Source organism: Chitinophaga varians, assembly GCF_014529945.1.
Classification (GTDB): domain Bacteria; phylum Bacteroidota; class Bacteroidia; order Chitinophagales; family Chitinophagaceae; genus Chitinophaga; species Chitinophaga varians.
This window is the reverse complement of sequence record NZ_JACVFB010000002.1, coordinates 1,543,835-1,560,814: the sequence shown is the minus strand read 5'-3', so window position 1 is coordinate 1,560,814 and position 16,980 is coordinate 1,543,835. Positions and strand designations below refer to the sequence as shown.

Below are 16,980 nucleotides of genomic sequence, written 5' to 3'. Positions count from 1 at the left end.
TGTTTGGGCCGTCTCTTTATCTAGCTATGACATCACCAAATCACAAAATCTCCAAATTTATTTTAGATTTGTTTTCCTTAAATCCCAATTGTAATGGCCATTGGCAGTATTTTCCTCGGCGCAGTCAAAAAATTCAACCATCAGCAAATCGAAACCAGGTTCACCCTGGTGATACTCCCTGTCAAACCGCTCTACTCTATGGTGGTTGTGGGTAAACAAGGAGCGGAAAAGGAAGGCTTTCGGATTAAATTAAACCGTGAAAGTGTGATTGCCGGCTATCTGCGCTCGCCGCTGGTAGTGGGCAGCATTGCCGGTATACTCATTGCGGGCGACCGCCCCGGCCAAATATCCATAGCCATTGCCGTTATACTCTCACTCGCAGCACTATACATGGTGCTGATTTATGGCCGCTCCCGTCCCGAAGAGCGGGAAGAGCGCGCCCTGATGGAGGAGCTGACCGGCATCGCCGCCATGGCCAACTGGTTTGACGAAGAAAGTTGCCAGATACAATACGACGCCATGGTAGATAGTTACAAAGACAACTATAGCGGCAATAACTGGAAAAACGACCTTCACAGCAACAACATCAACTTTCAGAAAATACCATTGCTATACGGTATGGCGCTCCTGCATGCGGAGCTGGACCCTTCCGCTGACAGCATGGCTATGCGCAACAAAGCACAGATGCTCTATCGCGGTATGAAAAAAGTATATCCGTAACGGTTATTATTTCTTTTTCTTCTTTTTCTTGCCCATTTTGGCCATCTCTTCGTGGTGCTGATCTATCAGCAGCTGCCAGTTATCATTAGGCGCTTCTTCAGAGAAACGGATGGTATCTTCGTAATCCCCTTTATTAATTTTCATCTCGGTGATTTCTTTTCCGAGGAATTTCTGGATGGCATCCAGCAGTGGTTTTTCTTCCGTACTGCAGAAAGAGACCGCGCGGCCTTTTTGTACGCCGCGGCCGGTACGGCCTACCCGGTGCACATAGTTTTCCGGCACGTCCGGCAGGTCATAATTGACCACATAATCCACGTTCGGGATATCAATGCCGCGGGCATTTACATCGGTCGTGATCAGTACGCGGACATCCCCTTTTTTGAATTCTTCCATTACCTGCAGGCGATCATCCTGTTCTTTGCCACCGTGCATGGCCAGGGAGCTGATCTCCACGCGGGCCATGGCAGCCACCACTCTCTCTGCACGTACTTTTGTCCGTACAAATACCAGTATTTTTTTGTCCGGGAATTCTCTCACCAGTCTTTCCAGGAAGAAGCGTTTATCATCCATTTCCACGTAGGCCACGGAGTGGGTAACGTTTTTAGATACCGGGTCTTCGGGGGAGATCTGGATACGGATGGGATTATTGACCACAGAATAAGCGAGGTCTTTGATGTCTTTATCGAGTGTAGCGGAGAAAAACAGCGTTTGGTGCTGACGGGGGATATGTCTGATCACATCGCGGATATCGCGGATAAAGCCCAGGTCCAGCATGTGGTCAGCTTCATCGAGGATCAGCGTTTGTACCTTGGTGAGGTCCAGGTGTTGCTGGTTCAGCTGGTCAAACATGCGGCCGGGGGTGGCAATGAGCACATCCACGCCTTTTTCCAGGAATTTGATCTGCGGTCCCTGGTCCACGCCGCCCACGAGGGCGAGTATACGGAGCTCGGTATATTGACCGATTTGCTGGAACACTTCCGCGATCTGGATGGCCAGTTCACGGGTAGGCACCATTACCAGGCATTTCACTTCATATTTGCCTTTCCGCTGGTAGCGGTCCTGTTGCTGGAGCCGGTGCAGTACGGGAATGGCAAAAGCGGCCGTTTTGCCCGTACCTGTCTGGGCAATGGCCATCACGTCGTCTCCTTTCAGGATAGAGGGAATAGCTTTGAACTGAATGTCCGTAGGACGTTTAAAGCCCAATTCCGCCAGGCTATCCTTAATTTCAGAAGATATATGGTACTGTTCAAATTTCATTTGCGCTGGTTATCTCCGGCGAAATTACGAATTACGAACTACGAATTACGAATTGAGGGCCCTTTTATGGAGAGTTTAGTAAATAACCTTCCCATATTGAGGGCCCTCAATTCGTCATTCGCAATTTGTAATTGGTTAAGATTTGACCAATTGTATTTCCATATTGAGTTTTACTTCATCGCTGAGAACGATGCCACCGGCTTCAGTAGTGGCATTCCAGCGCAGGCCGTAGTCGGTGCGGTGCAGGCGGCCTTTCAGGGCGAAACCGGCTTTCTGCTGGCCCCATGGGTCTACCGTGATGCCATTGTGTTCCACATCCAGTTCAATTGGATGGGTTTGGCCTTTAATAGTGAGATTTCCCACCAGTTTATATTTTTCGCCGTCTATCTTTTTCACTTTGGTAGACGTGAAGCTGATTGTAGGGTGGTTGGTCGAATCAAAGAACTCGCCGTTGCGCAGATGCTCATCCCGTTGTTGATTCTGTGTATCGATACTATCCGCTGCTGCTTCAAAGGATATCGTGGCATCGTGGAAGTCCTCGCTTTCTGTCTGAATACTGCCGGAGAAGCGTGTAAAATAGCCGCTCACATTAGTGATCATGAGATGTTTTACTTTGAATCCTATTTCGCTGTGTGATTCATCAATTTTCCAGTTAGTCATAGCACATTGTTTTTTTTATGTTTTCAAAGACTCAACAAATTTAGTTCCGGCCTGTCTTTTATATGTTGGATAAAATACTGGAAATGATGGACAATTTGCACCAGCACAATAATTTAACTTTTCGGATTTTAACATAATATCTACATATGCATTAAATTTAATCACAACTACGTCGCTATGCCTTTTACGATCTCTCATATAGCCATTGTTTTGCCGCTTACGTGCAGACAGCGACCCTTTCTTTCCATGACAGGCCTGATGATAGGCGCCATGGTACCTGATTTCCTCTATTTTGTCCTGTTTGATCCTTATTTCGATGACGGGCATCAGTGGTGGGGTATTTTCGCATATGACATTCCCTTAGCCTTACTGCTCGCGTTTTTATATCATGAACTGGCCAAACCGGCGCTGATACGTTATCTGCCAGCCTGGGCAGGCGCACGGCTGCATCACTTCAGGTATTTTCAGTGGAGCAGTTATTTCCGGAAAAATTATGTTGTGGTGGTCCTTTCCATTATAGCCGGTACATTGACCCATTTTTTTCTCGATGGGTTTACCCACGGGCATGGCTATTTCGTACAGGTGTTGCCTTTTCTGCAGGGAGAGACAGTGATTCTGGGAGAACAGATGGAGATCTGGTACCTGATGCAATATCTTACTTCCGCAGTGGGATTGTTGCTGCTGTTCTGGTTTTTTATGCGGCTTCCCCGTCCTTACCTGCCACCGGAAGTACAGGGACGTCATAAGCCTGTATTCTGGTTGCTCATCATCGTTGTGGCCAGTGCCATGCTGTTATTGTACCGGCAGCAGCCGCATATGTTCCGTAAAAGCATGGATTATCTCGCCATCGTGATGGCGGCTGTTTTTTATGGATTCTTTGCCGTAGTATTGGGTCAAAAACTAACGCGGTTATGACCAGATACGTTGCATTCCTGCGGGCCGTGAATGTAGGCGGGCGGCAGGTAAAGATGGAAGTGCTCAGGGCTTTGTTGGAAGAGGCGGGGTTAAAAAATGTGAAAACATATATCCAGAGCGGCAATGTTATCTTCGATTCCGGAAGTAATAGTACAGCGCTGGAATCTAAAATAGAGAAGCTGCTGGCGAAAAACCTGGGGTTCAGTGTTCCTGCCTGCATCCGGAGTGTGGCGGAAGTACAGGCCGTGCTGGACAATAATCCTTATCCCGGTATTGTTCCGGATAAAGATCTGCAGATATACATCGCTTTCCTGCAAACCCTTCCCGGCAGGGAGGCCGCGGCGATTCTTGCCACTATGCAAAGTGATATCGAAACCTACCGGATCAACAGCCGGGAGGTATATGTGCTGATGAAAAAAAATGTGGGCGCACCGCCCTTCTCCAATACCTATCTCGAAAAGAAACTGGGCCTGGTGGCCACCACCCGAAACCTGGCCACCGTAACAAAAGTGATGTCATTTTGATATTTGGCTATTGAGTGGACAGTTTATTTGGGACAGCCTCTAAATGACTAAATATTAAAATTTCCACATCTCTGCCTGGTCTGTAAGTTTTTTGGCTTCCACAGCAACTAATATCTCCAAACAGCTGCTGTCCATGAATCAGGAAATATTTTTAGGTATGCTGCGGCAACACGAGGGCATTCTTCATAAGATATGCCGTTTGTACCGTGACACACCGCAAGACAGGGAAGACCTTTTTCAGGAAATCGTTTATCAGCTCTGGAAGTCGTATCCGTCTTTCCAGGGCCAGGCCAAACTTTCGTCCTGGATTTACCGTATTGCCCTGAACACGGCGCTGGCCTCTTTCCGGAAAAAGACACCGCGGGTCAGCTATCCTGACGCGCTGCCCGACAATATCGCCGTTCCCGCTCCGGTGCTCACCGAACAACAGGAGCAGTTGTTTCAGGCGCTGCAACAGCTCTCCGATGCGGAGAAAGCGATCATTACCCTGTACCTCGAAGATCTTAGCTATCAGGAGATAGCCGCCATTACCGGCATCGATGTGAATTACGTAGGCGTAAAACTCAATCGTATTAAAGCTAAACTGAAGACCATTCTAAAATCATGACCCATGACAAACGATCCATTAAAAGCAGTCTGGCAACAGGCTACCTTACCGGCGCATAACGACTTGCAGGCGTTGGTGCGCACCAGGGGGGGACATCCCGTCATGTCCCGTATCCGGCGGCAGTTATTACTGGAAGGCGGTAGCTATGCCTTATTTCTGCTGGTGTATTACGATTTTTTCGACGGGCACACCAAACCTCTATACCTGAACATTATCCTGGTACTGTCGGTAGCCTGTATGCTGGTGCAGCATGTCAACGGCTATCTGCTGGCCGCAGGCCGCCTGAAAGAACCGGACATATTGCAGTCCCTCCGGCAGAAAACGAGGCAGCTAAAACAGTATGCCTGGTTATCGGTAGGCTCACGGATACTGGGCTGGGGAGGGATACTGATATTCTTTTGCACCGGCATCACGTGGACCACGCCCAAATATTGGCTGCTGGCCGGCGCCACTGTGATCATGGCTGTACAAATGGGGCTGTTATGGCAGTTGTGGCAGCGGCGGATTAACCGGATAAATGAGACGCTGTCGGCGTTTACCGGTTGAGTCAGTGGAACAGGTCTGTATCCGGCCATACCAGTTGCCGGTCATTGACGATCTTCCACACCAGTCCATCAAGATCATTGAAGAAAGCTTTATCTGTGCGGGTATTACACAATATCACCCAGTTAAAGCCATTGGCGGCGCGGACAATTTCGCTGGCGGTGCCGGGAAGGGAGCCGGCATGCCACCAGTTATTCCAGGCGTTGACCGCCCACCCGAGCGCGTAGCCGGTGTTAGCCGCTGAGCCGGTGATACAGAAAGCGGTGGTATCGTTAAATTTAGTTTATGATTCCCGGCTGTAAGCGGGGAGACTATTACCGCGGAATTGAATATTGTATCTTGTGGGACAGATTCAAAAACACTATTGAGATGAAACGTATCCTTATTTTATTGCTGGGAGGAAGTCTCCTCGGATTTAGTAGCAACGCCCAACAGAAAACAGATGTACAGGCCCACCGTGGCGGGATGGGACTGATACCGGAAAATACGATTCCGGCCATGCTGAACGCTGTCAGGCTCGGTGCCCGTACGCTGGAGCTGGACTGTATCATCACGGCAGACAATAAGGTGGTAGTATCGCACGATGCCTATATGTCGGCAGAGTTCATGCGTAAGCCCGATGGCCGCGATATCACCAAAGATGAGCAGAAGAAATTGGCGCTGTATTCCATGACTTACGACAGCATCCGTAAATATGATGCCGGCACCAAACCACATCCCCGTTTTCCGCAACAACAGAAAATGAGCGTACATCGCCCGCTGCTGACCGACCTGATCGACAGCGTGGAGGCGTATGTGAAACAACACCATCTGAAACCGGTGTATTACAACATGGAAACTAAATCTTCTCCGGATGGTGACGGCGTGTACAATCCCTCTCCGGATGTATTCGTTGAACGCGTAATGGCAGTCATCAACCAGAAAAAAATCGCCGGCAGGGTAACTATACAGTCTTTCGACATCAGGACATTGCAGGTATTACATAAAAAATGGCCTAAACAAACAACCGCCCTGCTGATCGGCAACCTGCAGCCTTTCGCCACCAATATTGCAGAACTGGGGTTTGTGCCGGATATCTACAGCCCTAATTTTAAGCTGGTAACACCGGAGCTGATAAAAGAAGCACATGCGAAGAAAGTACAGGTACTCCCCTGGACCGTGGATGAAGAAGCCGATCTGCAGCAGATGTTATCTCTGGGTGTAGATGGTATCATCACCAACTATCCGGACAGGCTGATTAAAATCGTGGGCAGCTATCAGCGTTAATTATTTTTCTATTGCGGTGGCGGATTTCAAATTCAACAGCCCGGAATCCGCCACCCCACTCTCCTCCGATACATCCAGTACGAAGCCCCATGATCCGGTATATCTCCTCTTAACTGGTTCCCTTAGTATATCACGCAAACCATGGATGCTATTCACTTTATCCATGATCAATAGGCCAAGGCCCCTATAACTCCAACAATATATTTACCTCCCGGCGGAATTGCCCGCAACAAAACGCGCATGATATTGTTATCTAGTAGCAATCTGACCTCATTATTCATTGGGTGTTAGTGTATCTGCCGGGAAAAATATTCCGTCAACAAACTGATGAAAGTCTTTCCTTTTGAGACAATTAATCAGGCACTGGAAGACACCCAAAAAGGCGTCACGATAAAAACCGGTCGTAAAAACCGGTAAATAATTCTCTTACATATATTTTTAATCAGATATTAAAGAATATCATCACAACAAATTGATAATCTGAAATTTAGATACCTTTGCAGCCAAATAAACAGGATATGAAAAGAATGTTAATGACCTCACGTTACTGGGTATACGCTTTGCTGGCCGTTACTTTTATGGCTTCCTGCGCATCATCGAAGAAAAGTGCCAGTCCGCATGCTTACATGACGAAACAGTACAAAGAGCTGAAAAACGTGTTGAACGAAGCAGAAGTAAGCATCATCAAAGACAGTCTGAAAGTAATCTTTCCTAATAATGTGTTGTTTGCGTCCTCCTCTGATGAGCTGAAGCCCGAGATCAAACCAACATTTGGTCATTTTGCGGATGTATTGAACAAATACAACAAGACCAAAATCCTGATAACAGGCCACACAGACAGCACCGGTTCAGCCACCTATAACCGTGAATTGTCTGAAAAACGCGCCACACGTGCCAAAGACCTGCTCAGCGAGTTCAAAGTGAACAACGACCGTATGTTTACCTGGGGCCTGGCAGACCGTGATCCGATTGCCTCCAACAGCACAGAAGAAGGCAAAGCCAAAAACAGGCGGGTGGAATTTGTGATCCTCTACGATGTAAAAGATTAGTGATATTTATGGGATATCCCAGCGCCGCATCCTTATGGATGCGGCTTTTTTATGCCCCGACCGGAAAGACAAGAAACGGGTTTTCACTGCTGGTACAAAGCGGCAACTTTGATGGCATAAACAAACTTGTTATGCATATAGACAGTCACCCGGCGATTCTTTATTTCGGTACCCCTGTAGTGCTGATCAGCACTGTTAACGAAGATGGCAGCTATAATCTGGCTCCGATGTCATCAGCCTTCTGGTTGGGATGGCGTTGTATGATCGGGCTGGGCAGCACTTCCCAGACAGCGCAAAACCTCCTTCGTACCCGCGAATGTGTTTTGAACCTTCCTTCTGTAGCAGAAACGGCGGCGGTTGACCGGCTCGCGCTGACCACCGGCACCAACCCGGTACCAGAGAAGAAACAGCAGCGGGGATACCGCTATGTAAAAGAGAAATTCGCGCTGGCCGGATTTACGCCCACCACTTCGGCGACCGTGGCCGCACCAGGAGCAGCAGAATGCCCGGTACAGCTGGAAGCCACTGTAGTGGCCCAACACCGCCTTGCTCAGGATGACCCGGCGCAATACGGCAGGATCATCACCTTTGAACTGAAAATTCAGCAGGTACATCTCGACACCTCCATCCTGATGGATGACCAACCGGACAGGGTAGATCCCGACAAATGGCGGCCGTTGATCATGAGCTTTCAACATTTTTACGGACTGGGCGAGAAAGTCCACCCTTCCACACTGGCGCAGATACCCGAGCAGTTATACCGCCCCGCGTAATGCTGTCCCTGAAAGTCAGCAGCAAAGCATGCATATGGGTGACCGGAGCCTGCGGTCTGTTGTATTATCTTCGGAGAAAATAACAGGCAGCAGCGCTCCTGTTCCCTTACCGGAGTATAACAACAATATCAACAGGCTGTCTGTTAAAGTAAGGGATCCCCTGACTATTTAAAATAACTGATCACCATGAAAAAACTATTGTTCTTACTGCTCATGATGCCAGCTTTCTGCATTGCACAAACAAACGACAAACTACTCTATGGTTATGCCTATGGCATGATACACGATGGCGCTTTCGGCGGCGGCCTCGCCGGCAACGTGGAACTATGGAATCTCGTTAATATCGGGCCGGCAGTAGAACTCACCTCTTTCGATGGTCATACCATGATTCCGGTGTTCCTCGACATGAAAATCAAACACCGGATGGAAAACTGGTCTCCCTATATCACCGGCCAGTTTGGCTACAACAATTACAACGTCAAACAAATAGAAAATCTGACGGCCCCTTCCGGCATTCAACAGATGACCACCTTTAACGAAACAGGTAAGTATTTCTGGGGAGTGGGCGCCGGTATCATCCGTCATTTCAGTAAGTTCGGCGTATATGCGTCTTATTTATACCGTGGTTATACCTACAAATACCCTCCTGACATTAAAATAAATGATGAGATAGTAAATATTTCCGACAAACTGGTGAGTACCAACGTGTTCATTCTCGGCGTCACATTTTAGGCAATGGCAGCCTGTAACTCCACCGCAATTGACGCTCAATAGCAGTTTTAGGTTGTAGCATTGTGTGATTTTTGAAACCCACTTGTCTGGCCAGTTCAGGCGAGTAATAACCTTCACCCAAAATCTTACCAATGAGACGCACCAAAACCCTCGTTAACTCAGCTATTGCGCTGTTGTTAATCATCACCATTCAGTACGGTTGTAAAAAAGCGGACCAACCCGCTGTAGCCCCTGAAAAACCCGTTCCGCAACTTGTTGAAGACCACCTTACCATCACACCAGAAAGGCAAAAGATCATCGACCTCTTCAACAAAAACAAAAATGCCAGAGGCGAAGCCACTGGTCTCGTAACTGCTGCCGCCTACCGATCTTTCACTGTTAATTATTACGGCACTGTGCCTAATGACATCAAGGCACTGGTAAATGGAGAAATCGATCAATTGTACACCACCAGCACCACCGCCACCACCAAATCAAGGATGACCAATTGTCCTATCAATGTGTACAATTCCCCCGGACAGGGCGACCTGTTTTACACTAACGGCAACGTGTATATTGTAAACTTCAGTGTTTACCGGAACGTACATACCGGACCAGGTAACGTTATCTTCCATGAACTGTTCCACTACCTGCATGACAACTGGGTATCCGGCGGTTTCAACAATTCCACCATCTATAATCTGTGGCAGAATTGTCGTTATTCCAACGTATATCCTGCAGGATCTTATGTATTGAGCAATCAGGCAGAATACTTTGCAGTATCAGCAGAAGCTAAATATTGCAATACCAATCGTCCGCCTTACAATGCCAGCACATTAGCCGCTTCTGATCCTAACTGTAGCAGCTACCTGTCGTCAAATTTCTAAGCACATCGTTATTCGCTGATCTCCGTCGTGGCGCAAAGGCAGCGGCCATGGCGGAGATCTTTTATTTTTATACTTACAGGCTATTTTGATTATTTTGCGAACTGTCCCAATAGCTTATTATACCTATGTTTACTTTTTTCCGCAAAAAAGCGGCCCCTATTAAAGCCTTGAGCATCCCCGATCTCGGATGGGAGAAGGTACGTGATACCTCCGGCATTATCCAATGGACCCACCCGGGACAAAGTATATCCGTTTCCGTTAATTACTATGACCTTCCGCCAGACATTCCTTCCGTCAAAGATATATCCGCTATCCGGCAGTTTTTCCGGACTTCCGTGACCAGCGCCGGAGGAGGCATCCTCGCTGTAGACCTGGCTCATCATCAGCACATCCCATTGGTCAGCACGCTGTTTAAATTTCCGCAGCAACCCAGCGGCATCACCTACATCGCGTCAGTCATCATCCCCTTTAAGGAGTGCAGCTATGTGTTGAAAGTAACGGCAGCCGAGGCAGGACATACAGGTATGCGGGAAGCAGTGATGGTGGATAGATTGCTAAGAGACGGTTTTGATATGGACCAGCTGTATGCCGATCCTTATGCACCGGCGTTACAGGAAGGGTTGCTCATGAATGCCACAGAACAACCGGAATATGATACCCTGTTCCCGTCGCACCATCTGACGCAGGCGCGGCAGCTGATCGCACGGATAACGCAGGAGATGATATTACAACCGGTCATTTTTCAGCTGCCTCCATTTGAAAAATAGGGCAATCTTACCGCCGGCTATATTGCAGATGAGGGGGGAGCGGCCCCGCTTTTTTTGTACTGATACCACCGGGTGTAACATAACCCAGCTCTAAAGTGAAATCCTCCTTCTTGTGCAGGTATTCCAGCCGAAACTGATAGAAACCTTTCTTCAGGGGTATCATGTAGGAGGATGTGCGATCACTGTAGGAACCCTGCCATCGTATCAGTAACTGATCATTGAGATACAATCTTGAATCCGTATCAGCATCCAGCAGAAAAATATAATACCCTTCTTCCTTTGTTTCCAACATCCCATCTAATAGCAGGGCATAATTGTTTTTTCGCGGAAGCTTTTGCGGGTTAAAGGTACTGTCTGCAATGCCTGTCAGCTGCGGCTTTAGTCCTTTCAGGCCCTGAAACTTGTCCCAGTCGACCTCATAGTAGGCATAATGAAAACCACCAGGTTGCATACCTGAAGGCCTGGACAGTGGTTGTAATGTTTTTCCCGCCACAAAACTACCGGACTTTATTTTATCATAACGGGCACGGTTGGTAAACTGCTTTACCGTAAATACCGTAGCATCCGTGATGGCGGTCTCCGGTTGTACTTTCTCAGATGATGTTGTTGGCTCAGATCCATTCCGCGTATAATATGCTTTGGTTGTATCTCCAAAATACCAGATTTTAACCGTATCATTTTTCCGGATGATACCATTCATCGGGTGGAACTCTATCTGGCCATTGTGCCATCCATAGCTGAATTTCAGTCCATCATATATACTTTTTAATCTTACGGAGCTGTGTGTTTCATCCGGGTAGGCGGTGCTTTTCCACAACAACCCCGGAGGTGCGGCTTCCGTAAGCACCTTGTTCATACTATCTACCTTCATGCCTTCTCCTTCCTTTCCTTCTCTGCTGCTAATAAACAGGGTAGTATTGGTTCCAGCCAGCGCAGGTAATCTGTCGCGGGCCATCTTGGGCACAAGGCAGTTATCCCACCAGAGGCTTGGGTCTACGGCGATGTAAGATTTAAATGCCTGTGGAGCATTCAGGAGCGCATTGATGACGAACATACCACCGAGGGAATGGCCCCAGAGCGTATTATCACCATTGGAAGGGTATGTTTTATTAACATAGGGGACCAGTTCATCTTTAATAAAGTGGAGGAAGTTAGTTGCGCCACCGGAAGTCTTCCAATTGTCGATGCGTGTAGGCGTCAGGTCTTTGTTGCGGTCTATTCCCAGTATGCTGACGATGATGGTTGGTGGCATATAGTGTTCATCTTCCAAAAACCGCCTGATTTTCAGGATCAGGCCTGTATTCCAGTTGCCCCCGTCCAGGACATACAGCACATCATATTTATCGGCGCTACCGGGTTTATAAGCCGGCGGGATAAAAACCTGAATTAATCTTTTCTCCTTTAAAACAGTGGAATTCAGGGAATCGAGTTTCCCCGTATCAAATACTCTCCAGACAGTGTCCTGTGCTCGAAGTATCTCAGTTGGGCTGCCGATTATGATCAGAAGGACAAAAAATAAGAACAGTTTACTTTTCATGTGGGTGGGTTATTTGCCATTTGTCAACCATTCCTTCACCAACAGCCCTATCCGAAAGGGCCTTTACCCGCTTTTTCTGCTTAAACTTAAGAAGATCCGTGCAATCATTTATGAGAATTTTCCAGATTGATTTTTACTTCAGTGACTGGATAAATTCATCGGCATATTGCACCAGTTGTTGCAATGCAGTATTCTCCATGGGATAGTGCCCACCGTTTTCCAATATTTTTACTGTATAGGGCGCCTTGATTCCTTTCATCGAAATTTCGCTTAAATGAAGCGGTGTCCATCTGTCCTTTTCCGGCTGGGTCAGCAGGATAGGGCATTTATCGAACTGGTTAACAGGAACCGGTAATTTATAATGTGCATATTCATACATGAACTGCATTTGTACACTTGCCCCTGCCGATGTTTTATCTTTCAGGAAGATCTTCAAAGCATCTTTGTCGTTGGCAAGACAGTTCATCTTAGACACTGCTTTCATCGGGATTTTCACTCTTTTAAAGCCAATCTTGCAGAGTGCTTTCATCACCGGGAAGGTGAGCCGGTTTGCCCAACCGAATTTGGCGGTTTCTTTTCCGATTTGTTTATCATCATTTTTAAGGAAGCACATCCCAATGATACCGTGTACCTCCTGCATAAAGCAGGCAGCATTGTAACAGAGCATCCCTCCTGCGCTTAATCCATAAAGGACCGGTTTTTTATAGTCCCGTTTTGTTTCTGCATGTACGAAGTCGGCGAAACAATGTACCCAGTCCTCATAAGTGATATCTTTCTGATTGACTTCGGTCATACCATAGCCGAGATTATCGATGGCTACTACATCATAACCTAATGCCGCTATTTTGTGGCCAAAAATCATGCTCATCTGTCTGCCGTTTGTACCAACGCCGTGATGCAGAAAGAGCCTGTATTTAGCATCAGGACTGGGGTATCGGTCCAGATGAATTTTATTGCCTTTCCATTCCCACTCTTCTTCCAGCGGCATATTAACTTCACTCATCCGGAAGCCGGAAGGCAGCAATGCATTTAATTGTTTCCAGGCGTTATTGGCAGGATACGTTTTCATTTTGTACGTTTTTTAAACCTTTAATGATGTTGACAATACAAAGGTCTTAAACGTCAAAAAGCTTTTGTTTAAAGTAATTTAAAAAGTGATTTTAGCTTTCAGATTGCTCAACCAGACATTGGTAATACCCATAAAGCTGGCGATGCGCTGTGCAGGAAAGCGCTGAAACAGGAAGCCGTAGTGCTCGTACAACCATTTAAGATATTCTTCACTGGTCAGCCCCAGCTGAAAATTACGGAAGAGATCTATGGTTACAAAGAGCTCTTCCGTTTTGCGGGTATAGAACTGAAGCAGCTTCAGATCGTTTTGTATTTGTTGAAACAGAAAGTCATAATCCACGGCTATCACCACTGATCTTTCGTTCGCCTTTACCTCATAAGCCGTTTTCTGATGAAAGTAAACGGTATCATAGGACTTAAAGAATTCGCAAAAACTCTCCGTATGAAACATAACCGTCTTTTCCTCGCCCCGGGAAGTGATGATATTACGAACAAAACTACCCTGTACGATGAAATAAATTTTCCGGTTATTAGATTGAAAGGCGATTAATGGCTCGTTTTTTTGCAGCGTCAGGATGGTACATTTATCTTCCAGCTGATGAACGAAGATTGTCGTCAATCTTTGGCAGCTTATCAACTAACATTTGAAAGTAAGATGTATTGTCCATTTCGCTGTCCGTTTAAATACTGTGATCAACTGCCACAAAGATAAAAATAATTTATCTCCGGCGTTCTACACGTTATCCGCAGCTGTGCTGAATCTTTCTTCATCTGTGGTCATTGCCCTGCCGGTTTTGTTGGGCTGACCTTCGCCGGTCGTAATGAGGCTATGCAGGCTTCCCTGGATATAATGCATCCAGCCATTAATACAAACGTCGTAGCATTCGTAATCAGGCACCAGTCCGTCATGTGTGAAACGCAGCCGGGTTTTGCCATTCTCCTGCGTGATATCGAAGACTACGTGGGTATCTACCCATTCCGCTTTATCATTTTCGAAGCCATCGCCCTTCGTATGAGCAGCGGCGCCCTCCCCGAAGAGCCCCGGTTTGAATTCATTCTCCAGCACATGCCAGACCACCCTTTTGTCAGGGACTGACGCTGTTAACTTCATTTTCGCACGGTGGATATCTTCAAAATGATAATCGAAGACATCACCCGCTTTGCTGGTGCCGCCTTTGATTTCTTCTGACCACCAGGCGCGGGGATTAATAATGGCTTCATATACCGCTGCTGGTGATTGATCTACTAACAGGCTAACGGTGAAATTTTGATTTGACATAACTATATGATTTGTTTTATCTAAAAATACGTGTTTTTGTCAATTTGTAACCGATCGGTTACAAATTAGGGTAAAAAAATGCACTTCGTTCAGTACACTTTTTTACCCCATCAAAGGTATCACCTAAAAATCATCCGTAGCAGGTGCTAAGTGGACATTCTTGCAGGGCAATTTGGACATTGGCCCTGGTCCTCTAAATACTGCGAACAGTACCGCCATCCACACGTAACACCGCCCCGCTGACGTAGTCTGCATATCGGCTTGCAAGATATACCACCGCCGCTGCCACTTCTTCCTGCCTTCCAAACCGATGGGCATCATTGGGCACCAGCTCCCTGACAGCCTGGCGCTCGATGACTTCCAGATCGGTACCCCAGCCTTTCCCGGCTGCCTCCTGGCGAAGCCACTGCTCTACGCCGGGATTCATAATGGCTCCCGGCGCTACCACATTGGAAGTGATACCCGTGCCATTCAGCTGCCTTGCCAGCGATACACTCATATTATGACGCGCAGCCAGCGTAGCATTATAGTGCGGAAGATCATTAATGGGCTGTATGCCAAGACCACCGCCGATATTGATCACTCTGCCCCAGCCTTGTAATTTCATCGTGGGCACTATGCGCTGGATCATGCGTACATAAGAGACCACGTTCACATTATATACCTCCAGCCAATCCCGGGTGGTGGTATTTGACCAGGTGGTATGCGCGTAAAACCCTGCATTGTTTACCAATATATGTATCGGTCCACCGGCCAATGCGCGGTCCGCTACCTGATCGGCGCCCTCGTCAGTAGCCAGGTCGCCAAGGGCTGCTTCAGCAGCGCCTCCGGCCTCCAGAATTCGTTGCACTACAGCGTTGGTGCGATTTTCATTACGTCCGTGCACGATCACATGTGCACCTTCATTTGCCAGCATAACGGCAATAGCTTCTCCCAGGCCTGCGCTGGAACCTGTTACCAGCGCACGCCTACCGGCTAATTTGAAATCCATAATATTTGATTTATTTAAAGCTGAACATTATCGTCTCCGTCCCCGGGAAGGAGTTTTTCCAAAGACTTTTTTATAGGTAGATGAAAAGTGGGACAAATCTTCGAAACCAAGGTCCAGATAGATTTCAGAAGCGGTCTTACCTTTTTGGTCGATCAGATAATTAGCCTCTTCCAGCCGCCTCTTTGTAAGCCACCTGCCAGCAGTAGTGTTAAAAATCTTCTGAAAATCTCTTTTGAAAGTAGATAAACTGCGGCCGGTGAGAAAAGCCATCCTGTCCAATCCTACATTATACCGGTAATGTGTGTTCATAAACGCCACCAGGTCTATTTTTCCGGGGACGTCGAAATCGAACAGGGCATGCTTTAGCAGCGGATTAGTTTGTAATAACAATAACACCAGTTCCTGTGCTTTCAGGACCACCAACGCTTCCTCGTAAATGCCAGACGCATTTGCATAAGGAGCCAGGCTGTTTACATAGCTTTCCAAATAAGCGTTGGGCTTTAAAAGGGCTACATCCTTTCCCAGGTATGGTTTGCGAGGATGATCCGCATACAATTTTGCCATCTCCCGGAGCGTACCCTGATCAATGTGGACAGCAATAGATTGGAAGCCATGTTGACCGGGCCGTTTTACATACTTTGTCAGTTGATTTCTCCTGAAAAAACGGTAATCGCCCGCCTTAAAGACATAAGTTTGATTACCCGACCAGACCTCCTGGGTACCGGAGACGATATAGCTGAATATATGATCAGCCACAAATGCCTCTCCCTCCATAAAGTCGTCGCCATAGTTATTGAATAGAATAACCGGCTTTTGCAGGCCCCGTATGTCATCGCTATGAACCATCGCTTCCCGTTTTACGATACAAAGGTCGTTCAATAAATAATTCCATTATTGGTTTAACGGGTCAATTTAGTTTGTTTAAAAGGTCAGTAAATGAAAGGGCGGTTTATTCAAATGCATCGAATATTTCCCCATCTGCCGCAAATATTGATCGGCACCCCAATCCTCCTTTCACTGCTGTTTCTTGCATCAAAATAGTAACTGATTAGAAAATGGACCACGATAAACCATCCTCCTTTTCTACATGATTACATCTCCTTTTAACATTAAAAATCAAGTCATGAAAAAAGCATTTTTAGCCATCGCCTTTATCGCCGCCAGCATCGGCGCCTTTGCCAAAGAAGCGAAAACCAAAGAGGCAGCCCCCAAAGCAGTAGAAATGAATGTTAACAACACAAAAATAATCGTCAGCACACAAAAAACAGCGTTCGCATCAGACGGCTTCGGCTTTCGCGACGGATGTGGCAACATACTGATCGTGTATGTATCCGGTGGCACCTTCGACCAGAGAGGCAATGCAGCGTTCCGTTATGCGCAAAAGGCGCTGAAAGCAAACGGATGCTTCTAATTAAAAAATAGTATA

20 protein-coding genes are annotated in these 16,980 nt (G+C 47.1%); 12 read left to right on the top strand and 8 right to left on the bottom strand.

Annotated elements, in window-relative coordinates:
* The first annotated feature begins 93 nt into the window (after positions 1 to 93).
* A complete protein-coding gene (locus ICL55_RS14315) occupies positions 94 to 720 on the top strand; it encodes a hypothetical protein (RefSeq protein ID WP_188098216.1) in 627 nt (208 codons plus the stop codon).
* 6 nt (positions 721 to 726) lie between these two features.
* Here the strand turns inward: ICL55_RS14315 and ICL55_RS14310 are convergent, their stop codons facing one another.
* Both ICL55_RS14310 and ICL55_RS14305 read right to left on the bottom strand, forming a co-directional pair.
* The gene (locus tag ICL55_RS14310) at positions 727 to 1,977 is read right to left on the bottom strand and encodes a DEAD/DEAH box helicase (protein WP_188098214.1); all 1,251 of its coding nucleotides are present in this window, start codon (positions 1,975 to 1,977) and stop codon (positions 727 to 729) included.
* Positions 1,978 to 2,112: 135 nt separating this feature from the next.
* Entirely contained in the window at positions 2,113 to 2,637 is a 525-nt protein-coding gene (locus ICL55_RS14305; protein WP_188098212.1) for a YceI family protein, read from the bottom strand.
* Positions 2,638 to 2,814: 177 nt separating this feature from the next.
* On the opposite strand from ICL55_RS14305, the gene ICL55_RS14300 reads away from it, so the two are divergent.
* The 10 genes from ICL55_RS14300 to ICL55_RS14255 all read left to right on the top strand — a co-directional run bounded on the left by ICL55_RS14300 (position 2,815) and on the right by ICL55_RS14255 (position 10,679).
* Positions 2,815 to 3,552 (top strand): DUF4184 family protein, encoded by a 738-nt coding sequence (locus tag ICL55_RS14300; protein ID WP_188098210.1) that lies wholly within the window; start codon positions 2,815 to 2,817, stop codon positions 3,550 to 3,552.
* Positions 3,549 to 4,076: a DUF1697 domain-containing protein gene (locus ICL55_RS14295; protein ID WP_188098208.1), complete on the top strand. Its 528-nt coding sequence runs from the start codon at positions 3,549 to 3,551 to the stop codon at positions 4,074 to 4,076. Before ICL55_RS14300 ends, ICL55_RS14295 begins: the two co-directional genes overlap by 4 nt.
* 133 nt (positions 4,077 to 4,209) lie before the next feature.
* Positions 4,210 to 4,683 (top strand): RNA polymerase sigma factor, encoded by a 474-nt coding sequence (locus ICL55_RS14290; protein WP_188098205.1) that lies wholly within the window; start codon positions 4,210 to 4,212, stop codon positions 4,681 to 4,683.
* Positions 4,684 to 4,686: 3 nt separating this feature from the next.
* Entirely contained in the window at positions 4,687 to 5,229 is a 543-nt protein-coding gene (locus tag ICL55_RS14285; RefSeq protein WP_188098203.1) for a hypothetical protein, read from the top strand.
* Between the two features lie 366 nt (positions 5,230 to 5,595).
* Positions 5,596 to 6,492 (top strand): glycerophosphodiester phosphodiesterase family protein, encoded by an 897-nt coding sequence (locus ICL55_RS14280; protein WP_188098201.1) that lies wholly within the window; start codon positions 5,596 to 5,598, stop codon positions 6,490 to 6,492.
* A gap of 518 nt (positions 6,493 to 7,010) precedes the next feature.
* A complete protein-coding gene (locus ICL55_RS14275) occupies positions 7,011 to 7,541 on the top strand; it encodes an OmpA family protein (RefSeq protein WP_188098198.1) in 531 nt (176 codons plus the stop codon).
* A gap of 131 nt (positions 7,542 to 7,672) precedes the next feature.
* Complete coding sequence (locus tag ICL55_RS14270) at positions 7,673 to 8,314, top strand: flavin reductase family protein (RefSeq protein WP_188098196.1); 642 nt, start codon at positions 7,673 to 7,675, stop codon at positions 8,312 to 8,314.
* Between the two features lie 186 nt (positions 8,315 to 8,500).
* Positions 8,501 to 9,046 (top strand): hypothetical protein, encoded by a 546-nt coding sequence (locus tag ICL55_RS14265; RefSeq protein WP_188098194.1) that lies wholly within the window; start codon positions 8,501 to 8,503, stop codon positions 9,044 to 9,046.
* Between the two features lie 131 nt (positions 9,047 to 9,177).
* On the top strand, positions 9,178 to 9,912 hold the full coding sequence (locus ICL55_RS14260) for a hypothetical protein (RefSeq protein ID WP_188098192.1): 735 nt from the start codon (positions 9,178 to 9,180) through the stop codon (positions 9,910 to 9,912).
* Between the two features lie 125 nt (positions 9,913 to 10,037).
* Positions 10,038 to 10,679 (top strand): hypothetical protein, encoded by a 642-nt coding sequence (locus tag ICL55_RS14255; RefSeq protein ID WP_188098190.1) that lies wholly within the window; start codon positions 10,038 to 10,040, stop codon positions 10,677 to 10,679.
* Between the two features lie 7 nt (positions 10,680 to 10,686).
* Here the strand turns inward: ICL55_RS14255 and ICL55_RS14250 are convergent, their stop codons facing one another.
* The 6 genes from ICL55_RS14250 to ICL55_RS14225 form a co-directional block, all read right to left on the bottom strand.
* Positions 10,687 to 12,216 carry an alpha/beta hydrolase-fold protein gene (locus ICL55_RS14250; RefSeq protein WP_188098187.1) on the bottom strand — a complete coding sequence of 510 codons (1,530 nt, stop codon included), beginning with the start codon at positions 12,214 to 12,216 and terminating at the stop codon, positions 10,687 to 10,689.
* A 133-nt stretch (positions 12,217 to 12,349) separates the two neighbouring features.
* Positions 12,350 to 13,285 carry an alpha/beta hydrolase gene (locus tag ICL55_RS14245; protein WP_188098185.1) on the bottom strand — a complete coding sequence of 312 codons (936 nt, stop codon included), beginning with the start codon at positions 13,283 to 13,285 and terminating at the stop codon, positions 12,350 to 12,352.
* Between the two features lie 78 nt (positions 13,286 to 13,363).
* Positions 13,364 to 13,903 carry a Crp/Fnr family transcriptional regulator gene (locus tag ICL55_RS14240; protein ID WP_188098183.1) on the bottom strand — a complete coding sequence of 180 codons (540 nt, stop codon included), beginning with the start codon at positions 13,901 to 13,903 and terminating at the stop codon, positions 13,364 to 13,366.
* Between the two features lie 114 nt (positions 13,904 to 14,017).
* Positions 14,018 to 14,563 carry an SRPBCC family protein gene (locus ICL55_RS14235; RefSeq protein WP_188098181.1) on the bottom strand — a complete coding sequence of 182 codons (546 nt, stop codon included), beginning with the start codon at positions 14,561 to 14,563 and terminating at the stop codon, positions 14,018 to 14,020.
* A 193-nt stretch (positions 14,564 to 14,756) separates the two neighbouring features.
* The gene (locus ICL55_RS14230) at positions 14,757 to 15,554 is read right to left on the bottom strand and encodes an SDR family NAD(P)-dependent oxidoreductase (RefSeq protein WP_188098179.1); all 798 of its coding nucleotides are present in this window, start codon (positions 15,552 to 15,554) and stop codon (positions 14,757 to 14,759) included.
* 27 nt (positions 15,555 to 15,581) lie between these two features.
* Entirely contained in the window at positions 15,582 to 16,400 is an 819-nt protein-coding gene (locus tag ICL55_RS14225; protein WP_223151428.1) for an AraC family transcriptional regulator, read from the bottom strand.
* A 277-nt stretch (positions 16,401 to 16,677) separates the two neighbouring features.
* Here ICL55_RS14225 and ICL55_RS14220 point away from each other — a divergent pair, with 277 nt between their 5' ends.
* The gene (locus ICL55_RS14220) at positions 16,678 to 16,965 is read left to right on the top strand and encodes a hypothetical protein (protein ID WP_188098177.1); all 288 of its coding nucleotides are present in this window, start codon (positions 16,678 to 16,680) and stop codon (positions 16,963 to 16,965) included.
* The last annotated feature ends 15 nt before the right edge of the window (positions 16,966 to 16,980 follow it).

Coding starts and splice junctions, on each gene's coding strand:
- ICL55_RS14315 (WP_188098216.1), top strand. CDS start 94: ATGGCCATTGGCAGTATTTTCCTCGGCGCAGTCAAAAAATTCAACCAT.
- ICL55_RS14310 (WP_188098214.1), bottom strand. CDS start 1,977: ATGAAATTTGAACAGTACCATATATCTTCTGAAATTAAGGATAGCCTG.
- ICL55_RS14305 (WP_188098212.1), bottom strand. CDS start 2,637: ATGACTAACTGGAAAATTGATGAATCACACAGCGAAATAGGATTCAAA.
- ICL55_RS14300 (WP_188098210.1), top strand. CDS start 2,815: ATGCCTTTTACGATCTCTCATATAGCCATTGTTTTGCCGCTTACGTGC.
- ICL55_RS14295 (WP_188098208.1), top strand. CDS start 3,549: ATGACCAGATACGTTGCATTCCTGCGGGCCGTGAATGTAGGCGGGCGG.
- ICL55_RS14290 (WP_188098205.1), top strand. CDS start 4,210: ATGAATCAGGAAATATTTTTAGGTATGCTGCGGCAACACGAGGGCATT.
- ICL55_RS14285 (WP_188098203.1), top strand. CDS start 4,687: ATGACAAACGATCCATTAAAAGCAGTCTGGCAACAGGCTACCTTACCG.
- ICL55_RS14280 (WP_188098201.1), top strand. CDS start 5,596: ATGAAACGTATCCTTATTTTATTGCTGGGAGGAAGTCTCCTCGGATTT.
- ICL55_RS14275 (WP_188098198.1), top strand. CDS start 7,011: ATGAAAAGAATGTTAATGACCTCACGTTACTGGGTATACGCTTTGCTG.
- ICL55_RS14270 (WP_188098196.1), top strand. CDS start 7,673: ATGCATATAGACAGTCACCCGGCGATTCTTTATTTCGGTACCCCTGTA.
- ICL55_RS14265 (WP_188098194.1), top strand. CDS start 8,501: ATGAAAAAACTATTGTTCTTACTGCTCATGATGCCAGCTTTCTGCATT.
- ICL55_RS14260 (WP_188098192.1), top strand. CDS start 9,178: ATGAGACGCACCAAAACCCTCGTTAACTCAGCTATTGCGCTGTTGTTA.
- ICL55_RS14255 (WP_188098190.1), top strand. CDS start 10,038: ATGTTTACTTTTTTCCGCAAAAAAGCGGCCCCTATTAAAGCCTTGAGC.
- ICL55_RS14250 (WP_188098187.1), bottom strand. CDS start 12,216: ATGAAAAGTAAACTGTTCTTATTTTTTGTCCTTCTGATCATAATCGGC.
- ICL55_RS14245 (WP_188098185.1), bottom strand. CDS start 13,285: ATGAAAACGTATCCTGCCAATAACGCCTGGAAACAATTAAATGCATTG.
- ICL55_RS14235 (WP_188098181.1), bottom strand. CDS start 14,563: ATGTCAAATCAAAATTTCACCGTTAGCCTGTTAGTAGATCAATCACCA.
- ICL55_RS14230 (WP_188098179.1), bottom strand. CDS start 15,554: ATGGATTTCAAATTAGCCGGTAGGCGTGCGCTGGTAACAGGTTCCAGC.
- ICL55_RS14225 (WP_223151428.1), bottom strand. CDS start 16,400: ATGGTTCATAGCGATGACATACGGGGCCTGCAAAAGCCGGTTATTCTA.
- ICL55_RS14220 (WP_188098177.1), top strand. CDS start 16,678: ATGAAAAAAGCATTTTTAGCCATCGCCTTTATCGCCGCCAGCATCGGC.